Annotated in this window: 18 protein-coding genes; 10 read left to right on the forward strand and 8 right to left on the reverse strand. The window is 45.8% G+C overall.

Translation table 11 applies throughout. The features are described 5' to 3' along the window. Window positions 1–20 precede the first annotated feature (20 nt). Window positions 21–620, forward strand: a complete 600-nt coding sequence (locus HW45_RS01360; protein WP_038224138.1) for a thiol:disulfide interchange protein DsbA/DsbL — start codon at window positions 21–23, stop codon at window positions 618–620. Between the two features lie 45 nt (window positions 621–665). Here HW45_RS01360 and HW45_RS01365 read toward each other — a convergent pair whose 3' ends face one another. Continuing rightward, window positions 666–1550 carry an acyltransferase gene (locus tag HW45_RS01365; protein WP_038224140.1) on the reverse strand — a complete coding sequence of 295 codons (885 nt, stop codon included), beginning with the start codon at window positions 1548–1550 and terminating at the stop codon, window positions 666–668. 198 nt (window positions 1551–1748) lie between these two features. Here HW45_RS01365 and HW45_RS01370 point away from each other — a divergent pair, with 198 nt between their 5' ends. After that, complete coding sequence (locus HW45_RS01370; RefSeq protein ID WP_038224142.1) at window positions 1749–2735, forward strand: DUF2860 domain-containing protein; 987 nt, start codon at window positions 1749–1751, stop codon at window positions 2733–2735. 143 nt (window positions 2736–2878) lie between these two features. Next, the gene (locus HW45_RS01375; RefSeq protein WP_038224143.1) at window positions 2879–3853 is read left to right on the forward strand and encodes a DUF2860 family protein; all 975 of its coding nucleotides are present in this window, start codon (window positions 2879–2881) and stop codon (window positions 3851–3853) included. On the opposite strand, the gene HW45_RS01380 is transcribed toward HW45_RS01375, so the two are convergent. After that, window positions 3850–5373, reverse strand: a complete 1524-nt coding sequence (locus HW45_RS01380) for a YifB family Mg chelatase-like AAA ATPase (protein WP_038224144.1) — start codon at window positions 5371–5373, stop codon at window positions 3850–3852. The genes HW45_RS01375 and HW45_RS01380 overlap by 4 nt on opposite strands. A gap of 483 nt (window positions 5374–5856) precedes the next feature. On the opposite strand from HW45_RS01380, the gene ilvG reads away from it, so the two are divergent. The 5 genes from ilvG to ilvA are packed head-to-tail and all read left to right on the forward strand — an operon-like array spanning window position 5857 to window position 12150. Further along, a complete protein-coding gene (ilvG, locus tag HW45_RS01385; RefSeq protein WP_038224147.1) occupies window positions 5857–7503 on the forward strand; it encodes an acetolactate synthase 2 catalytic subunit in 1647 nt (548 codons plus the stop codon). After that, window positions 7503–7784, forward strand: a complete 282-nt coding sequence (gene ilvM / locus HW45_RS01390) for an acetolactate synthase 2 small subunit (RefSeq protein WP_006073039.1) — start codon at window positions 7503–7505, stop codon at window positions 7782–7784. The genes ilvG and ilvM overlap by 1 nt, the downstream gene beginning before the upstream one ends. Window positions 7785–7798: 14 nt before the next feature. After that, window positions 7799–8752 (forward strand): branched-chain amino acid transaminase, encoded by a 954-nt coding sequence (locus HW45_RS01395; RefSeq protein ID WP_038224149.1) that lies wholly within the window; start codon window positions 7799–7801, stop codon window positions 8750–8752. 12 nt (window positions 8753–8764) lie between these two features. Next, window positions 8765–10606 carry a dihydroxy-acid dehydratase gene (gene ilvD, locus HW45_RS01400; RefSeq protein ID WP_038224151.1) on the forward strand — a complete coding sequence of 614 codons (1842 nt, stop codon included), beginning with the start codon at window positions 8765–8767 and terminating at the stop codon, window positions 10604–10606. Window positions 10607–10611: 5 nt separating this feature from the next. Further along, complete coding sequence (gene ilvA / locus HW45_RS01405) at window positions 10612–12150, forward strand: threonine ammonia-lyase, biosynthetic (RefSeq protein WP_038224153.1); 1539 nt, start codon at window positions 10612–10614, stop codon at window positions 12148–12150. Between the two features lie 31 nt (window positions 12151–12181). Here the strand turns inward: ilvA and punR are convergent, their stop codons facing one another. Continuing rightward, window positions 12182–13081, reverse strand: coding sequence for a DNA-binding transcriptional activator PunR (gene punR, locus HW45_RS01410; protein ID WP_038224155.1), 900 nt, complete (start codon window positions 13079–13081; stop codon window positions 12182–12184). A gap of 91 nt (window positions 13082–13172) precedes the next feature. Between punR and punC the strand changes: the two genes are divergently transcribed. Continuing rightward, the gene (gene punC / locus HW45_RS01415) at window positions 13173–14426 is read left to right on the forward strand and encodes a purine nucleoside transporter PunC (protein WP_219906997.1); all 1254 of its coding nucleotides are present in this window, start codon (window positions 13173–13175) and stop codon (window positions 14424–14426) included. A 37-nt stretch (window positions 14427–14463) separates the two neighbouring features. Here punC and HW45_RS01420 read toward each other — a convergent pair whose 3' ends face one another. Beyond that, window positions 14464–15240: a transporter substrate-binding domain-containing protein gene (locus HW45_RS01420; RefSeq protein WP_038224159.1), complete on the reverse strand. Its 777-nt coding sequence runs from the start codon at window positions 15238–15240 to the stop codon at window positions 14464–14466. Window positions 15241–15332: 92 nt separating this feature from the next. Here HW45_RS01420 and HW45_RS01425 point away from each other — a divergent pair, with 92 nt between their 5' ends. After that, a complete protein-coding gene (locus HW45_RS01425; protein ID WP_038224161.1) occupies window positions 15333–16076 on the forward strand; it encodes an amino acid ABC transporter permease in 744 nt (247 codons plus the stop codon). Window positions 16077–16133: 57 nt separating this feature from the next. Here HW45_RS01425 and glmU read toward each other — a convergent pair whose 3' ends face one another. From glmU to atpG, 4 genes are all read right to left on the reverse strand, one after another. Next, on the reverse strand, window positions 16134–17495 hold the full coding sequence (gene glmU / locus HW45_RS01430) for a bifunctional UDP-N-acetylglucosamine diphosphorylase/glucosamine-1-phosphate N-acetyltransferase GlmU (protein WP_038224163.1): 1362 nt from the start codon (window positions 17493–17495) through the stop codon (window positions 16134–16136). Window positions 17496–17648: 153 nt separating this feature from the next. Then, window positions 17649–18071, reverse strand: coding sequence for a F0F1 ATP synthase subunit epsilon (locus HW45_RS01435; RefSeq protein WP_006073053.1), 423 nt, complete (start codon window positions 18069–18071; stop codon window positions 17649–17651). A gap of 18 nt (window positions 18072–18089) precedes the next feature. Continuing rightward, window positions 18090–19493 carry a F0F1 ATP synthase subunit beta gene (atpD, locus tag HW45_RS01440; RefSeq protein WP_006073055.1) on the reverse strand — a complete coding sequence of 468 codons (1404 nt, stop codon included), beginning with the start codon at window positions 19491–19493 and terminating at the stop codon, window positions 18090–18092. Window positions 19494–19528: 35 nt separating this feature from the next. Further along, complete coding sequence (gene atpG, locus HW45_RS01445; protein WP_006073057.1) at window positions 19529–20395, reverse strand: F0F1 ATP synthase subunit gamma; 867 nt, start codon at window positions 20393–20395, stop codon at window positions 19529–19531. Window positions 20396–20430 lie beyond the last annotated feature (35 nt).

The raw sequence follows: 20430 nt of genomic DNA on the forward strand, positions 1-20430 counted from the left end.
TTTTACACATGGAGAAAATAATGAAAAAAATCATCGCATTATTTGCGACGCTTCTAGTCAGCCTGGGAGTCAGTGCAGCACAATTTCAAGAAGGTACTCATTACAAGGTTTTAGATTTAGAGAAATCGTCTAAGCCAGTGGTGACTGAATACTTCTCTTTCTACTGCCCTCACTGCAACAGCTTCGAGCCTATCATTGCGCAGCTTAAGAAAAAGATTCCAGCAGACGCTAAGTTCCAGAAGAACCACGTTTCTTTTATGGGTGGCAACATGGGCCTTTCAATGAGCAAAGCCTACGCGACTATGGTGGCGTTAAAGATTGAAGACAAGATGGTTCCTGTGATGTTTAACCGTATCCATAACATGAACAAACCGCCTCGCAATGACGAAGAACTGCGTCAAATCTTCTTAGATGAAGGTGTGGACGCGAAGAAATTTGATGCCGCATTTAACGGCTTTGCTGTCGACTCTATGGTGCGTCGTTTTGATAAACAGTTTAAAGACAGCGGACTTTCTGGTGTCCCTGCTGTCATCGTCAATAACAAGTACCTAGTCGAAGCTGGTGGCATTCAGTCATTGGATGAGTACTTTGAGCTGGTAAACTTCCTATTGAAGAAATAAGCCGCTCTAAAATGTAAAAACCGAGCCCATATGAGCTCGGTTTTTTTATTTGGAGTGAATATCTTCGAGTACTTGGTCCTTGTCCTTCCATACTTCACCTAACCACTTTTGGAACTCTCGCTTGTAAGGCTTATCGTTGAAGTAATCACCCAGAATTTTCTCATCTACAGGCAGAATACGAACCTTTACAACGATTTTTTTCATATCACCCTTTAATACCGCTTTAAAAGGCTCATCCGTATTTTCCGGATACGCCAGAGTGACATCAATAATATTCTCAAACTGGTCACCCATCGCTGCCAATGTATAAGCGATGCCACCGGATTTAGGTTGTAATAGATAGTTGTAGTCCGCGCTACCTTTCTTCTGCTTATCGGCAGTAAAGCGCGTTCCTTCTACATAATTCACCACTGTCGTCGGAGTATCTTTAAACTTTGCACATGAACGGCGAGTCGTGGCGAGATCTTGTCCTCGCTTTTCTGGGTGACGAAGCAGATACTCACGTGAATAACGCTTCATAAACGGCATATCTAGCGCCCAACAAGCCATGCCGACAAAAGGGACATACAAAAGCTGTTGTTTCAGAAAAAACTTAGGCATTGGAATGCGATCTTTAAACACGCTGCAGAGCACAACAATGTCAGTCCAGCTTAGGTGGTTACTGATCATCAAATACCAACCATCTTTTCGCAGTGATTCTAACCCTTCAATGTCCCACACCACCTTGGGATTGACCAAATGAAGAATACCGTGATTCACCGTCGCCCATAACCACATAAAACGATTTGCTAAAGACGTACACAACCGCTGAAGAGGCTTGATCGGAATTAGAAGTTTGATCAATCCAAACCCAAGTATAGGAATCGAACAAAATGCCGTATTAATGATGACCAGAGAGGCACTAATAATAAAAAGTAGGTATCCAAGCATAACCAACTATCTATGATTCGTTTGTGACAATTTTATGGCGGTTAATTGTACAAGGCATACTGCCTTGTGCAATGATTTTATCATTGGTCTGATTTGTGTTGTAACTCAAAAAAACGAGCTTATTCTGAACTAATAACATAGCATAAACATATAATTACAATCGTTACCAAAATAATCAGAATATGATAAGGATCAGTTATGAAACAGGCATGGAGTGTCTTGGCAGTGTCCCTTGGTCTTGTCTCGCAGGTAGCAGTAGCTAAGTTGGGAGAAAGCAATGGTTTTAGCGGTGAAATTGCATTAAACGCGGCTTACGCAAGCAAAACATCGAATCTGACTAATACCGACGATGAATTTCGCAACTACACTGGTAGTCAACAAGAAGACAGCGGCGCATTGGTACTTCCTCTCGGTAGTCTTCAATATACCTTTGGAGCGCAATCAAACCATCAATTGTTTTTAGGTACATCACGAGCCGATATTGCCGTTGGTACGGTAGCACTTGAGGCGGGCTACAAATATCTATTTCGCGATAAAACCAAAGTGAGTGTTTCTTTCTTGCCAACCATTCTGGAAGGTGAAGTCTGGCAAGACCCCTACACGACAGATACTCGCAATACTACCAAAGAAAAAGGCAACGCTTATCGTCTGCAATTAGACAATATTGCCGGATCGTTATTCAGCTTGGACCTTGCCTATGGCAAACGTGAACTGGATGAGGAGCGCTCTGGTACAGGGGTCCCCGCCCTATCTCCACAGGAAGTACAACTCCTAAGCCGCAATGCTGACATCTTCTATGGTAAATTCAAAATGATGTTACCTGTGAATCGACAAGTGTTGCTCTATCCCGCCCTGATTTACACCCAGCAGGATGCGGATGGCAATGCGATGAAACACAATACTTATGGTGCAGAGTTATCCTCTTTCATGTCGTTTGGAAATCACAAGCTAGCACTGACATTAGGCTATTTAAAACGTGATTACGATGCAGCCAATCCAATCTATGACAAGACGCGTGGCGATGACGAGTGGAAGGCATTCCTAGCGTATGAGTATCCGGGAATTTTCTACTCCGATAACTTATCGCTTGTTGCCTTTGCCGGTGCGACTAATAGCGATTCCAACATCGACTTCTATGATGAGAAAGACTGGATCACCGCAGTTGGCCTAAACTGGAAATTCTAATAGGTCATGGGCACACCCATTACCTTCCGTTATACGTGGCTTAGCGAAGCATTTTGCTAAGCCATTTTTTATCGCTACAGTACCCGCCAATTTTATAAGGAAATAACCTCTTTACCCACAACCTACTGATTTATGGATATGTCATGGCTATTCGATACTTCTTGCTTTCGCTTATAGCATTTACTGCGACCTACAGCTCTCTATCTGTCGCTTCACTAGCTCAGAGTAAAGGCTTTAGTGGTGAAATATCAATCAGCAATACACTGGTAGGAGAAAAATCCAATTTGGTGGCCAGTACCGATCCTAAAATCAGCGCCTCTCAAGAAGCATACGATGAGTTTTGGATGCCATTAGGTGTAGTCAATTACACTTTTGGATCGCAACGCAATAAACAATGGTTCATTGGAACTTCCCGTAACGATATTGCCGTCGGAACCTTTGTATTAGAAGGCGGTTATAGACAACAACAAAACGATGGTTCTATTTGGAGTGTTTCTTACTTACCGACCGTCCTTGGAGAACCGATTTGGAATAATCCATACGTCGGCGCCGAACAACTGCAAGCAGCGGAAGCAACAGGCGATGCGTATCGTTTTCAAATGGAGAACATCGCAGGCTCACTGTTTACCCTAGATTTGGCATACGGTACCCGAGTTGTTGATGAAGAGCTTTCGGCAAAAAACCTTAATCTTGACTCAGATTATGATAGGAATAGCCATCTCTACTATGCGAAAGGCTCCTACACGTTAGCGGTTAATAATCACTGGCTGTTGTTTCCATCGGTGATTTATGTGGTTGATGATGCTAAAGGTCAAGCCGTCAGAAACCAAGGGGCTGGCAGTGAACTTACTGCCCTATTCACCTACCAGCAACACAGCATTGCCGCGACCATGAGCTATATGAATCATGAATATCGTGGCGAGAATGTCATTTTCGATCAGAATCATCGTATCGATGAAAAATACAGTGCATTTCTGGCTTATGAATACCTCTCTTTATGGAATATTGATGCATTATCCTTAATATCCCTATCAGGATACAACGCGACAGATTCTTCCATCGCCTTTTATGAGTCCGCCGATTGGATAACCTCCGTCGGTATGAACTTCGCCTTCTAAACCGCTTGCGCAGTCAATTGTTTTAGCAACCTATCCATAGCGCGATATCCTAACGCTTCAGCTAAATGTTCTCTTTGAATATCATCCTCACCGCCAAGATCAGCAATAGTACGTGCTACTTTGATGATTCGATGATAGGCGCGAACAGAGAGCCCTAAACGGTGTAGAGCATTCTCAAGAAACTCTGCATCTGTTTTCTTTAAGCGACAATAGTCCTCGATTTCACCGCTGTGAAGGAGTGCATTCACCTTACCATTGCGGCTTAACATCACATCACGCGCTCGATGAACACGCTGACGCACGACTTGAGTTGACTCCCCTCGCTCTCCCCCTTCAGACAATGTGCCTTTGGGTAATGAAGGTATTTCAATCGACATATCAAATCGGTCGAGCAAAGGCCCCGATAATCGACTGAGGTAGCGTAGAATTAGCTGAGGATTGGTACGTGACTGATTGCCTTCATAGTACCCTGTAGGACTCGGGTTCAATGCACCGACGAGTTGGAATCGAGCTGGAAAACGGGTTTTCCCTTGGGCTCGGGAGATAATAATTTCGCCTGACTCAAGCGGCTCTCGAAGTGAGTCCAAGACTTTTCTTTCAAATTCGGGCATTTCGTCGAGGAATAGTAATCCATTATGTGCCAGAGAAATTTCTCCTGGTCTTGGTATCGAACCTCCGCCAACTAACGCAGCCATAGAACTCGAATGATGAGGGGCACGAAAAGGCCGCGTTTTCCAATTGTCTTCATTGATTTCTTGCTGCGTCAACGACGCGACCGAGGCAGTTTCCATCGCTTCTTGTTCGCTCATTTCAGGTAATAGGTCGCAAAGCCGTGAGGCCAACATGGTTTTTCCGGTTCCAGGAGGACCGAGAAAGAGTAGGTTGTGATTTCCGGCTGCGGCAATCTCTAAAGCTCGCTTTCCCTGTTGTTGGCCGATGATATCCTGTAAATCGCGTGTTTTCGGCACCACCTTTATCTGTTTAGTGTCGGTATATAGGGATAAAGCTTGTTGGCCCATCAAATACGCACAGACATCGAGTAGACCTGATGCTGATTTATGGTGCTCTCGGCCAACCAACGCCGCCTGATTACCATTGCCTTCTGGCACCACTAAGCATCGACGGCTTTTGTTAGCGGCGAGTGCAGCAGGTAAAACACCTTTGACGACCCTTAGCTCTCCAGAAAGCGCTAGCTCGCCAACAAATTCATGTGAGAGTAGCTTATCGTGAGGTAACTGATCAGACGCCGCCAAAATACCTAACGCAATAGGAAGATCAAATCGCCCCCCCTCTTTAGGCAGATCCGCAGGAGCGAGATTCACCGTGATTCTCTTCGCCGGAAACTCAAATCGTGAATTGATGATGGCACTACGTACTCGGTCTTTAGATTCCTTAACTGTCGTCTCTGGAAGTCCTACCAGTGTAAAACCGGGCATACCATTACTGATGTGGACTTCAACCGTAACCAAAGGTGCTTCAACACCAACGCTCGCTCGACTATAAATAATCGATAATCCCATGAAATCCCTTTTTCCTTCCAATTTCTCTCACTTAGATGGTTAAAAGTCAGAGTTTTATATATACCCCATGTTATACAGCCATATTTAATGCTGAGTAAATGTGAAAAAAGTATGATTTTTTGCTTGTCAGGTAACAGAAATTTGTGATACCACTAGTGACGCAAACATTTTCGTTAGAAACAACACAACGATTTAGAAACAAGATAATGACTTTTAACGCTCACTCTCACACTCTGATTAGCCTGATTATTGTGGTCCTGATTGGTACCGCACGGGGGCATGTGGGCGGAAAATAACCACGAGATTCAAAAAACCCCCGCACTGAAAAGTCCGGGGGTTTTTTTACAAACTCAAAATATAAATTTGATAGTGATCACTCATAGAAACCTTCTCGGTGGATATGACAGGAAGAAATGGAGCACACAATGTGCAATCGAACGACAAACAGTCACGACAGCAAGCGTGACACCCAAGGAGGCTATAATGACAGGTGCTGAATTAGTTGTAGCCGCATTGAGACAGCAAGGCATTGAAACAGTATTTGGCTATCCTGGTGGAGCCATCATGCCAATCTACGATGCTCTGTATGATGGTGGTGTAGAACATATCCTCTGCCGACACGAGCAAGGCGCTGCAATGGCTGCCATTGGACTGGCAAGAGCCACCAAAGACGTTGCTGTTTGTATGGCCACCTCCGGCCCCGGCGCCACCAATCTCGTAACCGGCCTCGCCGACGCTTTTCTCGATTCGATCCCTCTCGTAGCTATCACTGGTCAAGTTGCCAGCTCCCATATCGGTACTGATGCATTCCAAGAAATGGATGTGATTGGTATGTCTCTCTCATGCACGAAACATAGCTATCTGGTCACGGATATTGAAGAGTTAGCTCCAACTCTTGCCGAGGCATTTGAAGTTGCTAAAACAGGCAGACCTGGCCCTGTTATTGTCGATATTGCTAAAGATGTCCAACTTGCTAATGCTCCGGTTGATGTCCTTCCCCCGTTTACGCCACCAGCGATCCCTGTTGCCTCGTCAGAGCAAGTCCAGTTAGCACAGCAACTGCTTGATCAAAGCTCTCGCCCAGTTTTGTATGTAGGTGGTGGTGTGCAACTTGCCGATGCCACAGAGTCTGTACGTGAGTTTTTACGCCTCAACCCTATGCCAAGTGTCAGCACACTAAAAGGCTTAGGTACTATTGAGAGACATGACCCACACTACTTGGGAATGTTGGGCATGCACGGTACCAAGGCCGCAAACTTAGTCGTTCAAGAATGTGACCTTTTAATCGTGGTTGGTGCTCGTTTTGATGACCGCGTGACCGGAAAACTGGATACCTTTGCTCCTCATGCAAAAGTGATTCATATCGATATTGATGCTGCGGAATTTAACAAGCTCAGACAAGCTCATGCTGCATTACGTGGTGACATAAACGTCATCTTGCCACAGCTTGAACTGTCAAAAGATATTGCTCCTTGGGTACATCACAGCGAAAGCTTACGCAGTGGTTTTAAATGGCGCTATGACCATCCAGGAGATTTAATTTTTGCTCCACTGCTCCTTAAACAGCTATCAGACATGATGCCTGAGTCTTCGATTATCTCAACGGACGTTGGCCAACACCAGATGTGGGCAGCACAACATATCCAGCCTAGATTGCCTGAGAATTTTATTACTTCGGCTGGTCTCGGCACTATGGGCTTTGGTCTACCAGCAGCAATGGGAGCAGCAGTTGGTCGCCCTGACGACCAATCAATTCTAATTACTGGTGACGGTTCGTTCATGATGAATGTTCAAGAACTAGGCACACTGAAGCGCCGTCAAATACCCGTCAAAATTGTGCTGTTAAATAACCAACGTCTTGGTATGGTTAGACAGTGGCAATCACTGTTTTTTGATGGTCGACACAGCGAAACGATTTTGGATGATAACCCTGACTTTGTCATGCTTGCTAAAGCATTCGATATCCCAGGTAAAACCATTACTCGTAAAGAAGAAGTTGAGCCTGCTCTCAAAGAAATGCTAGAGAGCAAGACCTCGTACATGCTTCACGTGTTAATAGATGAAGAAGAAAATGTATGGCCTTTGGTTCCGCCAGGCGCCTCAAATAGTGACATGTTGGAGAATACCTAATGGACAGATACTTATTAGACATCAAAGCCGATGACAAACCTGTCTTGCTAGAGCGCGTATTACGCGTTATTCGCCACCGTGGCTTTATCATTAAACAAGTGGCTGCAACACAAAACCATGAAAGTAAGATTGCCAGTGTTGAGATCATTGTTGATAGCGATCGCCCTATCACGACCTTGATCAATCAGATTGAGAAGCTTTGGGATATTCGTACCATCGAGGTGACAGAGCTTAAACACAACGAACTGACCAATCACAACCTACAAGAACAAAGTGCATAAGGAAGGAATGCTAAATGGCTAAAAGTACAGCAGATTTTATTTGGTTTAATGGTGAGATGGTTCCATGGGCTGAGGCGAACGTTCACGTCTTAACTCACGCAATGCATTATGGTACTTCTGTTTTTGAAGGGGTTCGTTGTTATAACACACCTAACGGCCCTGTGGTTTTCCGTCACCCTGAGCACGCCAAGCGCCTTAAAGATTCCGCTAAGATTTATCGCTTCCCAATTCCTTACACAGAGGAAGAAATCATGGAAGCAACCCGTGAGACACTACGCCAAAATAAGCTTGAATCCGCTTATATTCGTCCATTAGGTTTTGTCGGTAACGTTGGTCTAGGTGTTTGCCCTCCAGAAGGCACGCAAATGGAGCTCATCATTGCTGCTTTCCCTTGGGGTTCTTACCTAGGTGAAGAAGCACTAGCAAACGGTGTAGACGCAATGATATCAAGTTGGAACCGCGCCGCGCCAAATACCATTCCAACTGCAGCAAAAGCTGGTGGTAACTATCTTTCTTCATTGCTTGTTGGCGGTGAAGCACGTCGTCACGGTTATGACGAAGGTATTGCTCTCAGTGTCGATGGTTATCTATCAGAAGGCGCTGGTGAAAACATTTTCGTAGTCAAAGATGGCGTCATCACGACACCACCAGCAACCAGCGCGATCCTACCTGGTATCACTCGCGACTCAATAATGACGATTGCCAAAGATATGGGCTACGACGTTCGTGAAGCTAACATTGCTCGTGAAGCACTTTACCTAGCAGACGAAGTATTTATGACCGGTACCGCTGCTGAAATCGTTCCGGTACGCAGCATTGATAAAATCGATGTTGGTACAGGTAAACGCGGTCCAATTACCAAAGTTATGCAAGATACGTATTTTGGCCTATTCAATGGCACCACTGAAGATAAGTGGGGCTGGCTAGATTACGTATACCCAGAACAGAAACCAGCATCAGCAAAATAAGGAAGAAGTACAATGCCTAAATACAGATCAGCCACCACAACTCATGGTCGCAACATGGCTGGTGCTCGTGCACTTTGGCGTGCAACTGGAGTCAAAGAAGAAGATTTCGGTAAGCCAATTATTGCTGTTGTAAACTCGTTTACTCAATTTGTACCGGGACACGTTCACCTTAAAGACCTTGGCCAACTAGTCGCCAAAGAAATTGAAGAAGCGGGCGGTATTGCCAAAGAATTCAATACCATTGCTGTTGATGATGGCATCGCAATGGGTCACGGCGGTATGTTGTACTCACTGCCTTCACGTGAGCTCATTGCCGACTCTGTAGAGTATATGGTCAACGCTCACTGTGCCGACGCCATGGTGTGTATCTCCAACTGCGATAAGATCACTCCGGGAATGCTGATGGCTTCAATGCGCCTAAATATTCCAGTGATCTTCGTTTCTGGTGGCCCAATGGAGGCTGGTAAAACTAAGCTTTCTGATCAGATCATCAAACTCGATCTGGTTGATGCCATGATCCAAGGTGCCGATCCTACGGTTTCTGACGAACAAAGCGAGCAAGTTGAACGTTCAGCATGTCCAACTTGTGGTTCTTGCTCGGGCATGTTCACTGCTAACTCGATGAACTGTTTAACAGAAGCTTTAGGTCTTTCTCAACCAGGTAATGGTTCACTACTTGCGACTCACGCAGACCGTGAGGTGCTATTCAAAAATGCTGGTAAACGTATCGTTGACCTAACTAAGCGCTACTACGAACAAGATGACGCGACTGCCCTTCCACGCAATATCGCCACCAAAGACGCTTTTGAAAACGCGATGGCGCTTGATATCGCGATGGGGGGCTCAACCAATACGGTGCTTCACCTATTAGCAGCCGCTCAAGAAGGTGAAGTGGATTTCGATATGGAAGATATTGACCAAATGTCTCGTCGCGTCCCTAACCTCTGTAAAGTGGCACCTTCCACACCTAAGTATCACATGGAAGATGTACACCGTGCTGGTGGGGTTATCGGTATTCTGGGTGAACTAAATCGTGCAGGCTTGCTTAATAGCCAAACTAAGACTGTTCTTGGCCTTACGATGGAAGAACAACTCAATCAATACGACATCATGTTGACGGATTCCGAGGAAATTAAGTCGTTCTACCGCGCAGGTCCTGCTGGTATTCGCACCACTCAAGCATTCTCTCAAGATTGTCGCTGGGATACCTTAGATGATGATCGTGAGAATGGCTGTATTCGCACAAAAGACAACGCCTATAGCCAAGATGGGGGTCTCGCAGTGCTGAAAGGTAATATTGCTCTAGATGGCTGTATTGTTAAAACAGCAGGTGTAGATGAAGGCAGCCTGGTATTCCAAGGCCCTGCTGTTGTTTTTGAAAGCCAAGAAGATGCGGTTGATGGCATTTTGGGTGGCAAAGTAAAAGCAGGCGACGTTGTAGTTATTCGCTACGAAGGGCCAAAAGGTGGCCCGGGTATGCAAGAAATGTTGTACCCAACCACATACCTAAAATCGATGGGCCTAGGTAAAGAGTGTGCACTTCTTACTGATGGTCGATTCTCTGGCGGTACTTCTGGCCTATCTATTGGTCACGCCTCTCCGGAAGCGGCAAATGGCGGTACTATTGGCCTTGTCAAAGACGGCGACACTATTAGCATTGATATCCCGTCACGCAGCATCACATTGGATGTCGCTGAATCTGAGCTTGCTACTCGACGCGCAGAGCAAGACAAGTTGGGCTGGAAACCTGCTGCTCGCGAACGTACGGTCTCTTTAGCACTTAAAGCTTACGCTAACCTTGCAACCAGTGCAGACAAAGGTGCGGTGCGCGATAAGTCGAAACTCGAGGGCTAACAACAATGAGTGCAGCAGATAATCATCCTGAGTCTGGCGCAGATTATCTGCGCCAGATACTCAGAGCACCAGTTTATGAAGTGGCGACCGTAACGCCACTTCAAGAAATGCCAAGATTGGCAGCACGCATCGGCAACCAGGTTCAAATCAAGCGTGAAGATCGCCAGCCTGTGCACTCGTTCAAGTTGCGCGGCGCCTACAACATGGTGGCTAATCTAACTGATGAGCAAAAACGTGCAGGTGTGATTGCCGCCTCAGCGGGTAACCATGCTCAAGGCATGGCACTATCTGGCACGAAACTGGGCATCAATACCACCATTGTGATGCCTAAAACCACCCCTGATATCAAGGTTGAAGCGGTTCGTGGCTTTGGTGGTAACGTCGTTCTGCATGGCAGTAATTTTGATGAAGCCAAAGCCGAAGCACAGCGTCTGTCAGAAGAACATGGCTACACCTTTGTGCCGCCTTTCGATCATCCATTGGTGATTGCGGGGCAAGGCACCATTGGTATGGAAATGCTGCAGCAAAATGGTCACCTCGACTATATTTTCGTTCCTGTTGGCGGTGGTGGTCTAGCTGCGGGTGTTGCGGTCTTGGTCAAACAACTGATGCCTGAGATAAAAGTCATTGCTGTTGAACCGGAAGATTCTGCCTGTCTTAAAGCTGCGATGGATGCTGGAGAACCTGTAGTACTCGATCAGGTCAGTATGTTTGCAGACGGTGTTGCGGTTAAAATCATTGGTAATGAAACCTTCCGACTGTGCCAGAAATATATTGATGGCCACATTACGGTTTCTAGCGATGAAATCTGTGCCGCAGTGAAAGACATCTTTGAAGATACTCGCGCTATTGCCGAGCCATCCGGTGCACTGGCACTTGCTGGTCTGAAAAAGTTTGCTGAGCAAAATCAACTGCAAGGTAAGCAGCTAGGCACAGTGCTTTCGGGTGCTAATACCAATTTCCACGGCTTGCGTTATGTCTCTGAACGTTGTGAACTCGGTGAAAAACGTGAAGGTATACTAGCGGTGACCATTCCAGAGCGCCAAGGCGCCTTCTTCGAGTTCTGCAATATTATTGGTGGCCGAGCAGTTACTGAGTTTAACTACCGATACAACGATGACAAATTGGCCAACATTTTCGTCGGTGTGCGTCTCGTAGGTGGTCAAGAAGAATTGGATGGCATCATTAGTGATCTCAGAGCGAGTGGCTACCCTGTGGTTGACCTCTCTGACGATGAAATGGCAAAACTGCACATTCGCTATATGATTGGTGGCAGACCGTCAAAACAGCTTAAAGAACGCCTATATAGTTTTGAGTTCCCAGAGTATCCAGGAGCGCTACTTAAGTTCTTAAGCACGTTAGGGACACATTGGAATATCAGCTTATTCAATTATCGTAACCAAGGCGCAGATTACGGTCGAGTTTTATGTGGTTTTGAATTGGAAGATAGTGATTTGAATGAGTTCTCGGCTCATCTGAGAGAACTGGGCTACCAATGCAAAGACGAGACCGATAATCCATCTTATAAGTTCTTTTTATCTTAATCAGAAAATGGGAAGTGGCTGCTTCCCATTTTTATTTCAACCAATCGCGATACAGCTGAGCTTCATCCCCTAGGTACTCTACCATCCAATCCAATAGATTATGATTATCGTGCTTTCTCCACACCAAGCAACACTCACTTGGCGCTTGAGCATCTTCGAGAGTTCGCTCCACCAGCATGCCGTAGTCGATAAGTGGCTGAGCAATGTGCCTAGGCATGTAACCAATGCCTACGTTCTTTTTCAAACACTCGATGGCAGTAAACCAATTGGGTAACAATAACCGCCGCTGTTGCGGGTAGTGCTCATTGTGACGCTTAGGTAATACTCGCGACGTATCATCAATGCAAATGGCGGTAAATTGACTGACGAAATCTTCATCCAGTTGCGCCTGATTGGCACATGGATGCGAGGGCGACATAACCAGAGCCCAGTCTAGGCTGCCTATTTTCTTAACGCCATATTCACCACTGACAGGAATCGCACTCGTCGCGCCAATCACAATGTCTGCTCGTTGCTGGGAAATAGCCTCCCAAGAGCCGTTATAGACCTCCATATTGATCTGCAGCTCAGCAAACTCAAACTCCTGATAGAAATCTTCAATCAGATCAGACAGCTTATCTACTCTAACCACATTATCTAAGGTCAGCTTTAAGCTATTTTGCCACCCCAGAGCTGTACGTCGTGTCTGGTGAGTAAGTTCATCCATTTTGCGCAGCATTTGCCGAGCTTCCACCATGAAGACTTCACCGGCCGAGGTTAACTCAACCTTTCTTGGTAGCCGAGTAAACAGTTTTACCCCGAGTTCTTGTTCAATCTGTCGCACACTGTAGCTAATCGCAGAAGGCACTTTATGCAATACCTCAGCGGCAGCGCTAAAGCTTCCTAATCGAGCAACCACATCTAGCATTTCTAATGATGAGCGAGAATACATACTTTAGCTTTCAAATTTTTTGATAGATAACTACAAAATATAGCGTTTTATTTTTCTAAGATCCAAAAATAGAATACACACCATCAGCAGTATGGGCTGGCGCCAATTCATTCCTGTGAAAATATTTCAAGGAATAACAATGAAAATAACTAAACTACAACTCATTTATCTTGCGACCTTATCCATGTTGGGCTTCATAGCTACCGACATGTATTTGCCTGCGTTTAAACTCATTGAGCAAGATTTTGCGACTGGACCAGAACAGATTGCTCTGTCATTGACGGTCTTTTTAGTCGGTATGGGGCTGGGTCAGTTCCTATGGGGACTAGCCAGTGACCGTTTCGGACACCGTAAAACCCTATTTGCAGGACTCGTTATCTTTACGATTGCCTCGGTAGGCTTAGCTTGGAGCCAAGAAGTATGGCACCTGCTGGCACTGCGCATGCTACAAGCTATTGGTGTCTGTGCGCCAGCTGTGATTTGGCAGTCTATGGTGATCGACAAATTCGATAAAAAAACAAGCCAGCAGATATTTGCCACTATTATGCCTCTCGTCGCCCTGTCTCCGGCACTAGCTCCTCAACTTGGCGTGTTATTAACTGAATTATGGGGATGGCATAGCATTTTTGTCGTACTGGCGATCACTGGCGCTCTACTAGCCATGATCACCTTATCGATGAAAGATCATAAAAAAGCAGAGCGTAAACAATCATCTGTTGGTGCTGATCTTAAGAGTTTATTAGGGTCACGTGAGTATGTGGGCAACGTGATGCTGTTCTCTGTCGCTTCTGCTGCGTTTTTCGCCTACCTAACCGGTATGCCAGAGATTATGAGCCAGCTGGGCTATTCGGCAAAAGACATTGGTTTGAGCTTCATTCCACAAACCATCGCATTTATGCTCGGTGGCTATATGGGCAAGAAATTGGTGGCTAAATTAGGTGATGACGCGGTACTGAAACAGCTACTAGGACTGGAGACGGTCGCTATACTGTTAGTATTTGCTGCGTGTCAGTGGGAGCTAACCAGCGTATGGCCAATTCTAGCGCCATTCTGCTTACTTGCAGTCGCTAATGGGGCACTGTATCCAATTGTTGTTAACCGTGCACTATCAAGCGCACCACATTGTTCAGCAACTGCGGCAGGTCTACAAAATAGCTTACAGATTGGTATTAGTAGTTTAGCCAGTGCGCTAGTTGCAGCATTTGCCGTTGTCGCTCAATCAGCGGTAGGCTATGTGATTCTTGGTTGTTTAGCATTAATGTGGGTCGGTTACCTGATCGCAACACCAGCACTAACCGAAGAACTGACAATACCAGATAACTCACGAGTAGTGAGCGACGAGTAATCAAAAATGGGTGACCAAGTCACCCATTTTTCTAATATTAAAGACTTTTCAGCCCCCACTTTTTCGCAGTTTCTTCAAAGAAACCCTGCGTTTTTTTCAGCTCTACCCAATGATTCACATAGTTAATCCAAACTTGGTCACTTTGTGGTAACAGCATCGAAATCGGTGTCGGCTTGCGAGGTTCCTCAACAGGTACAATGGCAAGTTGCTTGAACTTGGTTACTAACGTTGCCGCTTCCACATTTGACGTCACTGACACATCGGCACGACGCGCGAGTAATTCTTGGAAGTCACGAGCAGGAGCTTCAATCACGATGTGCTCAGCATCAGGAAAAAAGTCTTTCACCATTTTCTCTTGTACAGTACCAAGTGTGGCAGCCACTTTGACATCAGGTTTGTTAAAATCAGCCCAATCAGAGAATTTCTCTAAATCTTTCTTTTGAACTACGGGGACAAATGCCAGATAGAAATAAGGCTGGCTGTATCCCGCCACTTTAGCACGAGACATGTTAAGTGACGCACTACCCGTCATATCGTATTTGTTGGCAGTAATCCCGTTTACTAACGTTTTCCAATCCGTTGCCACATACTCCACTTTAACACCAAGATCTTTTGCAAGTTCTGTCGTCACATCAATATCGAAACCACGATACGAATTGGTCGCAGGATCTTTCATGGTCATCGGGTTCCAGTCACCCGTTGTACCCACACGCAATACACCTGAATCTAAGATCTTCTGCAGACGACTGGTTTCAGCCGCTACCTGACCGATAGAAAGAAAAGTAATAATAAAACCCAGAATCCACTTCTTCATTGAATAGTCCCTAAAATTATTAAACATTAGTGGTACATCCTTGATAACATAGCAGTAACAGATGGATTTTTCAGGAATAATTAGGGACGATTGTGAGCTATCGATTACTTGCTGTTGTTTTGTGCCTACCACTATTAAGTGGCTGTTCTGAGTATGAATGGGGTTGGTATGTGCTTGATCCCTCTACTGAACAAGGAAAAACTAACCTCGCTTTCCTACTAGCGGGCTTCAAGGACACTATCTATGTCTCCTTGCTAAGTATGGTGTTTGCCATGCTTATAGGCCTGCTTGTTGCCTTTCCAGCCTTGTCAGAGAAGCCTTGGCTGCGCGCTATTAATCGAGTTTATGTCGAAGTGATTCGCTCCATCCCGGTTCTAGTTTTGTTACTTTGGGTGTACTACGGCATGCCCACGTTATTAGACATTTCTCTCAACCATTTTTGGGCAGGAGTGATAGCACTTACTATCGCGGAAAGTGCCTTTATGGCAGAAGTGTTCCGTGGCGGTATTCAGGCGGTGACTCGTGGTCAGCATGAAGCTGCTGAATCACTCGGTCTCAATTATTGGCAGAAGATGCGACTGGTTATCTTGCCACAAGCCTTTCGTCAGATACTACCACCGATGGGTAACCAGTTTGTCTATATCCTCAAAATGTCATCATTAGTTAGCGTTATTGGACTAAGTGACCTAACTAGACGCGCCAATGAGCTGGTTGTAAATGAGTACTTACCTTTAGAAATCTATACGTTTTTGGTGCTCGAGTACTTAGTGTTAATACTATTGGTATCACAAGCTGTACGCTGGCTAGAAAAGCGTATTGCTATTCCAAGCCACTAACAATAAGTATCAAGAGACAAAAAAGGGCCTCAATGAGGCCCTTTCTAATGGAAGAGTTTACTTCTGTTTGGTTGGACGCTGCCATCCTGTGATTTTGCGCTCTTTTGCGCGAGTAATCACTAACTCACCTTCTGCTACGTCTTTGGTTAACGTGGTGCCCGCACCAATCGTCGCCCCATCAGCGATAGTCACAGGAGCAATTAGTTGACTGTCAGAACCGACAAACACGTCATTACCGATAATCGTCTTAAACTTATTTGCACCGTCGTAGTTGCAAGTAATAACACCTGCACCAACGTTAGTACGCTGGCCAATGTCGGCATCACCTAGGTAAGTTAAGTGATTAGCTTTCGAACCTTCACCTAGACGCGCATTTTTCACCTCTACGAAATTGCCAACGTGCGAATCATTACGTAAATCCGCTCCAGGGCGTAAACGTGTAAATGGACCAACAGTACACTCCTCACCAACTGTCGCGCCCTCGATTACGCTGTAGGGGCGTACAAGGGTGTTATCGTCGATTTCACAGTCTTTCAGTACGCAACCCGCACCAATAACTACGTTATCGCCAAGAGTAACACTGCCTTCGATGATGACATTGGTATCGATTTCTACATCCATACCACACTGTAGCTGACCACGAACATCAAAACGTGCAGGGTCGCGTAGCATAACCCCCTGCTCTAGTAGTTTCTGCGCTTGCATGGATTGAAACGCACGCTCTAAACGAGCCAGCTGAGCACGGTCATTTACACCTTCCACCTCAATCGGGTTTGCCGGGTGAACAGCTTCTACCGCACGACCTTCATTATGAGCGGCAGCAATCACATCTGTCAGGTAGTACTCACCTTGTGCGTTATCATTGCTTAGACCGGATAACCAACGCTTAAGATCGCCACCAGTTGCCACCATCACACCCGTGTTGATCTCTTTAATCAGCTTTTGCTCTTCTGTGGCGTCTTTTTGCTCAACGATCGCAACGACAGGACCATTCTTACGCACGATACGACCATAACCCATCGGGTTATCAAGAACGACGGTGAGCAAAGCGATACCACCTGTAGGCTGAGCATCTAATAGGTTTTCAATAGTCTCTTCGGAAATAAGAGGTACATCACCGTAGAGAACCAGCACTTTTTCATCATCTGCAAAATGAGGAGATGCCTGATCAACTGCATGACCGGTACCTAACTGATCAGCTTGTAGCACCCAGTTTACCTTTTCTTGCTGCAAAGCTGATTGCATCATTTCACCACCATGGCCATAAACAAGGTGGATATTCTGAGAACCTAGGCTTTCACAAGTATCGATGACATGCTTTACCATCGGCTTGCCGGCAAGTGTATGCAACACTTTTGGCTTATTGGAATACATGCGGGTTCCTTTCCCCGCAGCAAGAACAACTGCACTGAATTTCATTATTATCAAACCATTGACGTTAATTAAGCTAACGTCATTCTAACGATGAATCACAGCAGTGTTAAATGGATTGAATAAATTTCTGATAAAAATTAAGCAAAAAGGCGACCCTTAGGTCGCCTTTTTCATCGCGGTTAGTTCAGTTTAACTGAATTAACGACGTTTTTTTGTCAGCTCGATTACTCGAAGCTGAGCAATGGCTTTAGCCAGTTCACTGGCCGCTTGCGCGAAGTCCATGTCGCCATGCTGATTCTGGATATGCTCCTCAGCTTTGCGCTTGGCTTCTTCCGCCTTCGCTGCGTCTAGTTCTTCACCACGAATTGCTGTATCAGCCAACACAGTCGCTGTGCCTGGCTGAACTTCAACAATACCACCAGAGACATAAATGAACTCTTCATGGCCGTGCTGTTTAACGATACGCACCATACCAGGCTTGATAGCGGTCAGCAGCGGTGTGTGACCATGGAAAATACCAAGTTCACCTTCGCTACCGGACACCTGGAACGTTTCTACGCGACCAGAGAAAAGCTTTTTCTCAGCGCTTACTACGTCTAGGTGAAAGGTTATTGCTGCCATATCGCCTCCTATTTAGCCTTATAGCTTCTTAGCATTCTCGATAGCATCGTCGATAGTACCGCAGTACATGAACGCTTGCTCTGGAATGTCATCGTAGTCACCAGCTAGTAGACCTTTGAAGCCACGTAGAGTCTCTTTAAGAGGTACGTAGATGCCTGGGTCGCCAGTAAATACTTCCGCTACGTGGTAAGGCTGAGTTAGGAAACGCTCAATCTTACGAGCACGAGATACAACTTGCTTATCTTCTTCAGATAGCTCGTCCATACCTAGGATCGCGATGATGTCTTTCAGCTCTTTATAACGCTGCAGTGTTTGCTGCACACCACGAGCTACCTCGTAGTGCTCTTGACCAACGACTAGTGGATCAAGCATACGAGATGTTGAATCTAGTGGGTCAATCGCTGGGTATAGACCCATAGCAGCGATGTTACGGTTAAGTACAACCGTTGCATCCAAGTGCGCGAACGTTGTTGCTGGAGACGGGTCAGTCAAGTCATCCGCTGGTACGTATACCGCCTGTACAGACGTGATAGACCCAGTTTTTGTTGACGTGATACGTTCCTGTAGTACACCCATCTCTTCTGCAAGAGTTGGCTGGTAACCTACCGCAGATGGCATACGACCTAGAAGTGCCGATACCTCTGTACCTGCAAGTGTGTAACGGTAGATGTTATCAACGAACAGCAGTACGTCACGACCTTCGTCACGGAACTTCTCTGCCATTGTTAGACCAGTCAGTGCAACACGTAGACGGTTACCTGGTGGCTCGTTCATCTGACCGTAAACCATTGCTACTTTTGATTCTTCAGGCTTCTCAACGTTTACAACGCCCGCTTCCTGCATCTCAAAGTAGAAGTCGTTACCTTCACGAGTACGCTCACCTACACCCGCAAATACGGATAGACCTGAGTGTTGTAGTGCGATGTTGTTGATAAGCTCCATCATGTTAACGGTCTTACCTACACCTGCACCACCGAATAGACCGATTTTACCACCCTTAGCGAATGGACAAACCAAGTCGATTACTTTAACACCCGTTTCTAGAAGAGCGACTTCGTTAGATTGCTCTTCGTAGCTTGGCGCTTCACGGTGAATCGCATAGCTTTCTTCTGCACCGATCTCACCACACTCGTCAATCGCATCACCAAGTACGTTCATGATACGACCAAGAGTCTTAGTACCTACTGGTACTGAGATTGGCGCGCCTGTGTTCTCTACTGTTACGCCACGACGTAAACCATCAGAGCTACCCATTACGATACAACGAACTACGCCACCGCCTAGCTGTTGTTGAACTTCAAGAACAAGACGCTCTTTAGAGTCCGTTACGTTTAGAGCATCGTATACACTTGGTACGTCACTCTGTGGGAACTCTACGTCGACTACCGCACCGATGATCTGTACGATCTTACCTGTAGCCATCGTTAATCCTCTAATCTATTTCGTTTTACCTAAGCTTAAACCGCAGCTGCGCCGCCAACGATTTCTGATAGTTCTTGTGTGATAGCCGCTTGACGCGCCTTGTTATACACAAGCTCTAGATCATCAATCAAGTTGGTCGCATTGTCCGTTGCAGCTTTCATTGCAATCATTCGAGCCGCTTGCTCACAAGCAAGGTTCTCTACCACACCTTGATACACTTGAGATTCGATATAACGAAGCAATAGTGCGTCTAGTAGTGGTTTTGGCTCAGGCTCATAAATGTAGCCCCATGAATGTTCGCGCTGCATCTCTTCACTGTCAGATTTAGGCAGAGGTAGCAATTGATCGATCGTTGGTTCCTGAATCATAGTGTTCACAAAGTGGTTATACACTACGTACAGGCGATCCAATTCGCCTTCGTCATACTTCTTCAGCATAACGCCTACCGTACCGATTAGGTCTTCTAGACTTGGCTCATCACCCAGACCAGATACCTGTGCCGCTACTTTTGCGCCGCTGTTGTTAAAGAATGCTGTCGCCTTTGAGCCGATAATAGCTAACTCGATTTCAGCACCTTTATCTTTCCAACCTTGCATCTCTACAATGGCTTTTTTAAACAAGTTAATGTTCAAGCCACCACAAAGACCACGGTCAGTAGAAATAATGACATAACCAACACGCTTGGCTTCACGCTCTTCTAGGTACGGATGTTGGTACTCTAGGTTTGCGTTTGCCAAATGACCGATCACTTTACGCATAGTTTCAGCGTATGGACGAGAAGCTTCACGCGCATCTTGCGAACGACGCATTTTTGAAGCTGCTACCATTTCCATCGCTTTCGTAATTTTCTGAGTGCTTTTAACACTACCGATTTTATTACGTATCTCTTTTGCGCCGGCCATCGTTACTCTCCATAAGTGGTGACCAAAAGGTCACC

It is taken from the genome of Vibrio sp. ER1A (genome assembly GCF_000733315.1).
GTDB classification, from domain to species: Bacteria; Pseudomonadota; Gammaproteobacteria; order Enterobacterales; family Vibrionaceae; genus Vibrio; species Vibrio mediterranei.

What these genes read in the sequence shown, in the direction of transcription:
- HW45_RS01360 (WP_038224138.1), top strand. Translation starts at nt 21, where the DNA reads ATGAAAAAAATCATCGCATTATTTGCGACGCTTCTAGTCAGCCTGGGA.
- HW45_RS01365 (WP_038224140.1), bottom strand. Translation starts at nt 1,550, where the DNA reads ATGCTTGGATACCTACTTTTTATTATTAGTGCCTCTCTGGTCATCATT.
- HW45_RS01370 (WP_038224142.1), top strand. Translation starts at nt 1,749, where the DNA reads ATGAAACAGGCATGGAGTGTCTTGGCAGTGTCCCTTGGTCTTGTCTCG.
- HW45_RS01375 (WP_038224143.1), top strand. Translation starts at nt 2,879, where the DNA reads ATGGCTATTCGATACTTCTTGCTTTCGCTTATAGCATTTACTGCGACC.
- HW45_RS01380 (WP_038224144.1), bottom strand. Translation starts at nt 5,373, where the DNA reads ATGGGATTATCGATTATTTATAGTCGAGCGAGCGTTGGTGTTGAAGCA.
- ilvG (WP_038224147.1), top strand. Translation starts at nt 5,857, where the DNA reads ATGACAGGTGCTGAATTAGTTGTAGCCGCATTGAGACAGCAAGGCATT.
- ilvM (WP_006073039.1), top strand. Translation starts at nt 7,503, where the DNA reads ATGGACAGATACTTATTAGACATCAAAGCCGATGACAAACCTGTCTTG.
- HW45_RS01395 (WP_038224149.1), top strand. Translation starts at nt 7,799, where the DNA reads ATGGCTAAAAGTACAGCAGATTTTATTTGGTTTAATGGTGAGATGGTT.
- ilvD (WP_038224151.1), top strand. Translation starts at nt 8,765, where the DNA reads ATGCCTAAATACAGATCAGCCACCACAACTCATGGTCGCAACATGGCT.
- ilvA (WP_038224153.1), top strand. Translation starts at nt 10,612, where the DNA reads ATGAGTGCAGCAGATAATCATCCTGAGTCTGGCGCAGATTATCTGCGC.
- punR (WP_038224155.1), bottom strand. Translation starts at nt 13,081, where the DNA reads ATGTATTCTCGCTCATCATTAGAAATGCTAGATGTGGTTGCTCGATTA.
- punC (WP_219906997.1), top strand. Translation starts at nt 13,173, where the DNA reads ATGGGCTGGCGCCAATTCATTCCTGTGAAAATATTTCAAGGAATAACA.
- HW45_RS01420 (WP_038224159.1), bottom strand. Translation starts at nt 15,240, where the DNA reads ATGAAGAAGTGGATTCTGGGTTTTATTATTACTTTTCTTTCTATCGGT.
- glmU (WP_038224163.1), bottom strand. Translation starts at nt 17,495, where the DNA reads ATGAAATTCAGTGCAGTTGTTCTTGCTGCGGGGAAAGGAACCCGCATG.
- HW45_RS01435 (WP_006073053.1), bottom strand. Translation starts at nt 18,071, where the DNA reads ATGGCAGCAATAACCTTTCACCTAGACGTAGTAAGCGCTGAGAAAAAG.
- atpD (WP_006073055.1), bottom strand. Translation starts at nt 19,493, where the DNA reads ATGGCTACAGGTAAGATCGTACAGATCATCGGTGCGGTAGTCGACGTA.
- atpG (WP_006073057.1), bottom strand. Translation starts at nt 20,395, where the DNA reads ATGGCCGGCGCAAAAGAGATACGTAATAAAATCGGTAGTGTTAAAAGC.